The organism is Thermoflexus sp. (assembly GCF_042408365.1).
Classification (GTDB): Bacteria; Chloroflexota; Anaerolineae; order Thermoflexales; family Thermoflexaceae; genus Thermoflexus.
Genome location: NZ_JBHOQJ010000250.1, coordinates 1 through 7,333, shown reverse-complemented (window position 1 = coordinate 7,333; position 7,333 = coordinate 1). Strand labels below are relative to the sequence as shown.

6 protein-coding genes and 1 tRNA gene are annotated in these 7,333 nt (G+C 65.8%); 2 read left to right on the top strand and 5 right to left on the bottom strand.

Annotation, left to right across the window (positions count from 1 at the left end):
• Positions 1–139: 139 nt before the first annotated feature.
• Positions 140–2,188, bottom strand: a complete 2,049-nt coding sequence (tkt, locus tag ACFMO5_RS11560; RefSeq protein ID WP_376792904.1) for a transketolase — start codon at positions 2,186–2,188, stop codon at positions 140–142.
• 139 nt (positions 2,189–2,327) lie between these two features.
• Here tkt and ACFMO5_RS11555 point away from each other — a divergent pair.
• Positions 2,328–2,402, top strand: a tRNA-Arg gene (locus ACFMO5_RS11555).
• A gap of 155 nt (positions 2,403–2,557) precedes the next feature.
• Here the strand turns inward: ACFMO5_RS11555 and ACFMO5_RS11550 are convergent.
• Entirely contained in the window at positions 2,558–3,916 is a 1,359-nt protein-coding gene (locus ACFMO5_RS11550) for a PQQ-dependent sugar dehydrogenase (protein WP_376792903.1), read from the bottom strand.
• 249 nt (positions 3,917–4,165) lie between these two features.
• Between ACFMO5_RS11550 and glpX the strand changes: the two genes are divergently transcribed.
• Positions 4,166–5,185, top strand: a complete 1,020-nt coding sequence (gene glpX / locus ACFMO5_RS11545) for a class II fructose-bisphosphatase (RefSeq protein ID WP_376792902.1) — start codon at positions 4,166–4,168, stop codon at positions 5,183–5,185.
• Here glpX and ACFMO5_RS11540 read toward each other — a convergent pair.
• From ACFMO5_RS11540 to ACFMO5_RS11530, 3 genes are all read right to left on the bottom strand, one after another.
• Positions 5,130–5,720, bottom strand: a complete 591-nt coding sequence (locus ACFMO5_RS11540; RefSeq protein ID WP_376792901.1) for a vancomycin high temperature exclusion protein — start codon at positions 5,718–5,720, stop codon at positions 5,130–5,132. The genes glpX and ACFMO5_RS11540 overlap by 56 nt on opposite strands.
• 208 nt (positions 5,721–5,928) lie before the next feature.
• Positions 5,929–6,162, bottom strand: coding sequence for a hypothetical protein (locus tag ACFMO5_RS11535; RefSeq protein WP_376792900.1), 234 nt, complete (start codon positions 6,160–6,162; stop codon positions 5,929–5,931).
• Positions 6,163–6,322: 160 nt separating this feature from the next.
• The coding region (locus ACFMO5_RS11530; protein ID WP_376792899.1) for a hypothetical protein at positions 6,323–7,333 on the bottom strand (1,011 nt) is incomplete at its 5' end.

Genomic DNA, 7,333 nt, shown 5'->3' with positions numbered 1-7,333 from the left:
GGCTGGGAAGGCCGCCTTCGACGGCCTTCCCAGCCCAAAAAATTCTCGCAGGAATTATGCAACAGGTCCATGAAATTTCTGTGAGAAGCGGGCCGCTTACGTCGCCTGCCTCTCACAGAAATTTTCAACTTCCCTGCCTTCATCCCTCAGGAGCGAATTTCCGCTGCTGAAGCAACCGCTGGGCCGCCTCCACCACGCGCTCGATCGTGAAGCCGAGACGTTGGTAGACCTCGGGGTAGGGCGCCGAGGCCCCGAAGCGCTCCAGCCCGATGACGGCGTCCGCGTAGCGATACCACCCCCAGGGGATCCCCGCCTCGATCGCCAGCCGGGGGATCTCCGGCGGGAGGACGGCACGACGGTAATCCTCAGGCTGCTCCTCGAACAGCTCCCAGCATGGCATGCTCACCACCCGGGTCCGGATCCCCTGAGCTTCCAGCGCTTCCCGCGCCGCCAGCGCCAGGGCGACCTCGGACCCGGTGGCGATCAGGATCAGGTCCGGCTTCCCACCTTGGGCCTCGGCCAGCACGTAAGCGCCCCGGGCCAGCCCGGAGGCAGGGGCCAAGGTGCTGCGATCCAGCACGGGGACCTTCTGGCGGGTGAGGATCAGGGCCACCGGCCCGTCGCGCCGGCGGAGGGCGACCTTCCAGGCCTCGGCGACCTCATTGGCATCCGCCGGGCGGATCACCCAGAGGTTCGGGATCGCCCGCAGGGCGGTGAGCTGCTCTACCGGCTGATGGGTGGGTCCATCTTCCCCCAGCGCAATGCTGTCGTGGGTGAAGACGTAGATCACCGGGCGCCGCATCATCGCCGCCAGCCGGATGGGAGGCCGCATGTAATCGCTGAAGACCAGGAAGGTGCCGCCATAGACCCGGAAGGGCCCATAGAGGCTCATCCCGTTGAGGATGCCACCCATGGCGTGCTCCCGCACGCCGAAGTGGATGTTCCGACCATCGAAACGGCCGCGCCCGATCGCTGGAAACTGGTGCAAATAGGTCTGGGTGGACTCCATCAGGTCTGCGCTGCCGCCCACCAGGTTGGGGATGACCTGGGCCAAGGCGTTGAGGACCTTCCCCGAAGCGGCCCGGGTGGCCATCCCGTCGGCGGAAGGCGGGAAGGTGGGGACGGCCTCCTCCCATCCCTCCGGCAGCTCCCCTCGCCACCACCGCTCCCACTCGGCGGCGAGCTCCGGGTAGGTGGCCGCATACTGCTCCCAGCGGGCCCGCCACTCCGCCTCCCATCGCGCCCCCTCCTCGATCAACCCACGCATATGGGCGTAAACCGCCTCGGGAACGTAGAAGGCAGGCTCCGTGGGCCATCCCATCCGCTCCTTGGTTCGCCGCACCTCATCCGCCCCTAAAGGCGCCCCGTGGGCTTCCGCCCGGCCCTGTTTGTTGGGGCTTCCATAGGCCAGATGGGTGTGGCAGATCAACAGGGAGGGGCGGTCCTCCACCTGTCGGGCCTCCGCCAGGGCCTGGGCCACCGCCGTCCGATCGTGGCCGTCGAGGTCCAGGACGTGCCAGCCGTAAGCTCGGAACCGCAAAGCCACGTCCTCCGAGAAGGCGAGGTCGGTCGGCCCATCGATAGAGACGTCGTTATCGTCATAAAGGACGATCAGGCGGCCCAGCCCCCAGTGGCCGGCCAGAGAGGCGGCCTCGTGGGAGATCCCTTCCATCAGATCGCCATCGGAGGCGATGACATAGATGAAGTGATCGACGATGGGGAAGCCCGGCCGATTGAAGCGCTCCGCCAGAAGGCGTGCCGCCAGGGCCATCCCCACCGCGTTCGCGAACCCTTGGCCCAAGGGCCCGGTGGTGGTCTCCACCCCTCGATGAGGATCGTATTCCGGATGTCCGGGCGTGATGCTGCCCCACTGGCGGAAGCGCTGGATTTCTTCCATGGGCATGTCGTAGCCGGAGAGGTGAAGCAAGGCGTAAAGCAGCATGGAGCCGTGTCCAGCGGAGAGGACCAGGCGATCCCGGTTGGGCCAGAGGGGGTTGCGAGGGTTGTGGCGCATGAAGTAACGCCACAACACATAGGCGGCGTCGGCCATCCCCATGGGCATCCCCGGATGCCCCGAACGCGCCTTCTCGACCGCGTCCATCGTCAGGGCGCGGATCGCGTTCACACACAACTGGTCCAATTCAGGGTTCAAGGTGGGAAGCTTGGACATCTCCTGAGCGGCGATCATGACCTCCTCGGTTTCTCGGGGTGATCTTTATAACCTTACCTGAGAGCAGGGCCTTCAGCAACTCTTCATGGGCTAGGTGCGCTGCCATGGGCCCCTCATTGACAGATCGGCTGTGTCGCGCTAAATTTTAAATGAGCATGCCCCCATAGCTCAGGCTGGATAGAGCGTTGGCCTCCGGAGCCAAAGGTCGCGGGTTCGAGTCCCGCTGGGGGCTTGCGCGGGGCGGCCTCTCGGAACGGGGCCGCCCCGCTGTTTTTGACACCGGTCGGCCTGGGATCGTTTAAAGCCCATGATCTCGCCGTTTTCGCCCGTTTGCCCTTGCTCCATGGGTGTTCCTGAAGGGTTGCAGAGCGGGCTTCCGCCAGCCTTCTATGGCCCGACGTAGATCATCCGGTAAACTCGCCCACCATGGTCATCGGAGATATACATCGCTCCATCTGGACCGAAAAGGACATCGGCCGGGCGCCCCCAGGTTGCCGGATCCCCACACATCTTCCCGGGTGCCCGCCAACCGCTCACAAAGTCCTCGCTCCGGACCGGACGTCCGTTCTCGACCACGATCCGCTGAACTTTGCAGTCCCGCGCATTCTGCAGGCTGGTGTTCCACGAGCCGTGGTAAGCGATAAAGAGGTCATCCCGATACTCCGGCGGGAACGCCGCTTGGGTGCCCCAGTCCATCCCCAGCGGGGCGCTGTGGGCGAGATCGGTGAAGAGGGCGGGCACCGCCTCAGCGCATGTGAAGCCGGGGGGAAGCGGCATGCGTGGATCCTGCGTCTCCGCACGCTGATTCGGCGGGAGGTTGGGTCCCAGCCCGGGTGTGTAACAGTAGGGCCATCCGTGGGAGCGCCCACCCTGGACCGCGATCACGATCTCTTCCGGGGGGAGATCATCCCCCAGCCCGTCGCTTCCATTATGGTTTGCCCACATCTGGCCCTCCGGTGTCCACAGGAAATCCACGCTGTTCCGCAATCCCCACGCCCAAAGCGGACGACGGCGGGGATCCGGGTCGCTGGCGAAAGGATTATCCGGCGGGATGGTGCCGTCCGGGTTGAACCGGAGGATAGCCGCCCGGCGCGGGTCATCTTCCTCGCAGATATTGCAGGAAGATCCCGCGCTCACGTAGAGCTTGCCATCCGGTCCGAAGTGGAGGGTCCGGCTGACATGGCCTTGAGGGGAGGGGAGATTATTTGTGACCAGCTCGCGGATCTCCATGCGCCCATCGCCGTCCCGATCTTGCAAACGCTCGATCCGATCCCCTTCCGCCACGTAAAGCCAACCATCGTGCCATTCAATGCCGTGGGGAAGGCTCAATCCTTCCGCTACCACCTCCACCTGATCCGCCCGGCCATCTCCGTTTCGGTCCGGCAGGCGCACGATGCGCCCGGCGTTCATGAGCGTGAGGTAGAGGGCACCATCCGGTCCAAAGGCCATAAAACGCGCTTTCCCCTCAATCCCTTCGGCGAAGATCCGGATCGCGAAGCCGGGTGGGACCGTCAGGCGACGGGTGGCCTCATCGGGAGGGGGCAGCACGGGACGGGCGGTGCGGGTGATCACGGGGAGGAACAAGGTGGGAGAGGGAGGGACCGTGGTGGCTTCAACCGACGTGGTGGGTGTCGATGGGATGCCGGAGGGAGGGGATGTGGCCGTCTGCGAGATCCCCAGGCACGCGCTTAGGATCCCACCCAGGAACGTCAAGCGTATCCAGCGTGTATATTGAGCGAATGCCATACCCCCATCTCCTTTTGTTTGTGGTAAGGTATTTTCGCACCTGTTTACGCCGTACACCATTTTTGAGATTTCATGGTCCTGATAGTTTTTCGGGGTTGGGGGCTGCCGAAGGCGGCCCCCAACCCCCGGGAAGGGAGAAGAAAGGGGGAAGGGGCCGTCGGCCTTTCCATCGCATATCCCAAAAACAGAAATGGAGGAAGCGCTAGACTTCAATAGCTATGGAAAGAGCGCTCAAAACCGGAGGTTGGAATGGCTCAGGAACCGGATCGCAACTTGGCCTTGGAGCTGGTTCGGGTGACCGAGGCAGCGGCCCTCGCTGCCGGCCGTTGGATGGGCCGCGGGGATCGGAACGCAGCGGATCGGGCAGCGGTAGAGGCCATGCGATTGATGCTCCGGTCCATCGATATGGACGGGGTGGTGGTGATCGGAGAGGGGGAAAAGGACGAGGCCCCGATGCTCTACAACGGCGAGCGCATTGGCAACGGCCGCCCGCCTGCGGTGGATGTGGCCGTGGATCCCATTGACGGCACCCGCTTGCTTGCCTTGGGGCGTCCCGGAGCCATCGCGGTCGTGGCCCTCTCCGAGCGGAACACCATGTTCAGCCCGGGACGGATCGTTTACATGAGCAAGCTGGCCGTTGGACCGGAAGCCCGGGAGGTGATCGATCTGGACGCCCCAGTGGCGGAGAACCTGCGGCGGATCGCCCGGGCGAAAGGGAAGGACCTCGATGATCTCACCGTGGTGATCCTGGAGCGTGAACGCCATGCCGACCTGATCCAAGAGGTCCGCGCTGCAGGCGCCCGCATCAAGCTGATCACCGATGGCGATATCTCCGCGGCCCTGATGACGGCCTTCCCGGAGTCAGGCATCGACGTGCTGATCGGGATCGGTGGATCGCCTGAGGCGGTGATTACGGCTGCGGCCCTAAAATGCCTGGGTGGGGAAATCCACGCCCGCCTGTGGCCTCGCAACGAGGAGGAGCGTCGCTTCGCTGCGGAGATGGGATACGATCTTCAGCGCGTCCTCACTGCCGACGATTTGGTTCGCGGAGATAACATCTTCTTCGCCGCGACAGGCATCACCGATGGGGAGATCCTGCGTGGGGTCCGCTACACCGGGGAGGGAGCACGGACCCATTCCATCGTCATGCGCTCCCGCTCTGGAACCATCCGGTTCATAGAGGCCTATCACCGATGGGACAAGCTGATGCGGATCAGCGGCTACCCATACGACCGAGGCGCAGGAGAAGCCCCTCGATCAGCGCGCTGAGGGAGGCAGGGATCTCCCGCACCGTCCACCAAATCTGACGGGGCCCGTAAGGGGAGCGATCCGCGGCCAGCCCGATGGCGTCGACGCCAGCGGCGGCGCACAGCCACAGAGCGCGATCCAGATGGAAGCGTTGGGTGATCACCACGGCACGGGTGACCCCGAAGGCCTCCCGCGCCCGCCGGCACGAGTCCATCGTCCGTAGGCCCTCCGGGTCGATCCACAGGGCTTGCTCCGGAACGCCCAGACGAAGAGCCAGGCGCCGCATCGCCTCCGGCTCGTTATAGTAGGGGGAAGAACGGCCGTCGCCGCTTAAAAGCAGGATCTTCACCTTACCCAGGCGATACAGCTCCACACCCGTCCGGACCCGGTCGGCCAGCACCGGGGTGGGGGAGCCATCCGCCCGGAGGCCGGCGCCCAGGATCAGGGCGACCGGCTGCGCGGGCACCTCCTCCGGCCGCTCATAAATTCGCGACGCCCCCCGGAGCCAGAGGTAAAGGCGGGCTGCCAGCGGCGTTGCTGCGATTAAGGCGATCAAGATTCCCACACATCCCCGACGCACGCGCCTGAATCCCCCAAAAATGTTAAGGCTGTTCGCTGCTGTGGAAGTTACTCAGTATACTACGCTGTTTTCTTCTACGTAGGGAGTTGGGGCGAGCTGAGCGCCAAAGGGGCCCGGCTCGCTCCCCAAAATTCATCCCCAACATCCCCAAAACAAAATGGGTGCGCTCTCCGAGCGCAACCCTTTATGGCCCAGCCATCCACGCGATCAGCGTGTAGGCGCACGTCCCATCCGCCTCCGGCTGGTTGCGGATCGCGCCGGCGAACACCCGATCCCCCGCCCCCTTCAGGGCGTCAACTTCCTGGTAGTGCGCTGAGAGATCCAGCGCCCCCACCAGCTGACCGTCCAGGTCGAAGCGCAGCAGCCGGCCGGGGGAGCAGGCGTCCAACGCCATCGGGGCGTTGGGCAGGGTCGCCATCGGGGGCTTCGCGCCGGGCAGGGGATTGGAGCGGACGTGAAGGTGGGGGCCCACGATGACTTGAATATGGGTACAAAACGATCCTAAGGGCCATTTGAAGGCCACGCGCAATGAACCCGGCGATCCAGGGGCATTACCGCCTTCGCCCGATTCTCCCCTCTCAGCCTCCAGGGCGCCCATCCGACGAGCTGGGGCTCGAGGGGAGCGGAGGCTGCCCCTCCAGCAAGGCGAAGCGACAGGGCGCCCCGGATGCCACCCGCTCGAACGCCCCCATCCACACCCGATCCCCCTCCCCCAACAGGCCGTAGATCCGCTCCACGAGGGAGGAGAGATCCCACGTCCCCCTCAGCCGTCCCGCCCGATCCCAGAACTGCACCGTCGCCGGATGGGCCCGCGCCACCGTCACCAGGCCACCGGCGAAGAAGGCGATGGGCCCGGCGGGCGCCGCCTCGGCCAGGGGCACCGGTTCCCCATCGGGATCCGGAGGCAGCCGCAACCACTCCAATCGATCCTTCCTCACGTCCCACAGCACCACCCCATCCCCCGCCGGATCCCAGGCCACCCAGGTCCGGCCCGGCCACCGGCGCACCCAGCCCCACCGGTTCCCATCGAGCAGATACAGGCTCCGGGCCCCCCGCCAGCCGCCCTCCGGCCCCAACTCCGCGAACTCCACCGCCAGCCACCGCCCATCGGGGGAGAGGGAGAAGCTCGGCCCGATCACCGCGCCCCTCGGCAGATCCACCAGCGGATCCCACAACCCCAGATCCTCCGGGCCCTCCACCCGCCCGGTGGCCCCATCGATAGTCACCCCAAACTGCAAGACCGGCTTGCCCTCCGGCCGTAGGATCTCCACCTGGCACCACAACAGCCAACGGCCCGAGGTCCCTACGGGGAACAGAGCGCATACAGGCTCACAACAACCCTTGGGGATCCGGGAGATGGGAAGAGGCGGGAAGGACTGAAGCGGGGCCCCCGGACGGGCGGGGATGCGCCAGGAGGGGCTGCGGGCCCGCTCCAGGCCGCTGACGCCGCCGATCGCCAGCCACAGCCACGCGGAGCGATCCCACGCCCAGCTCCGGAAGTCCCAGTCCTCCGGAGCGGCCTCCGGGATCTCCCCCAACCGTTCCCACCGCCCCGTGGCGGCATCCCCCCGCCACCACACCGGCCGGTC

Bases quoted from the DNA above. Each gene is read 5' to 3' on its own strand.
- tkt (WP_376792904.1), bottom strand. From the start codon at position 2,188: ATGATCGCCGCTCAGGAGATGTCCAAGCTTCCCACCTTGAACCCTGAA.
- ACFMO5_RS11550 (WP_376792903.1), bottom strand. From the start codon at position 3,916: ATGGCATTCGCTCAATATACACGCTGGATACGCTTGACGTTCCTGGGT.
- glpX (WP_376792902.1), top strand. From the start codon at position 4,166: ATGGCTCAGGAACCGGATCGCAACTTGGCCTTGGAGCTGGTTCGGGTG.
- ACFMO5_RS11535 (WP_376792900.1), bottom strand. From the start codon at position 6,162: ATGGCGACCCTGCCCAACGCCCCGATGGCGTTGGACGCCTGCTCCCCC.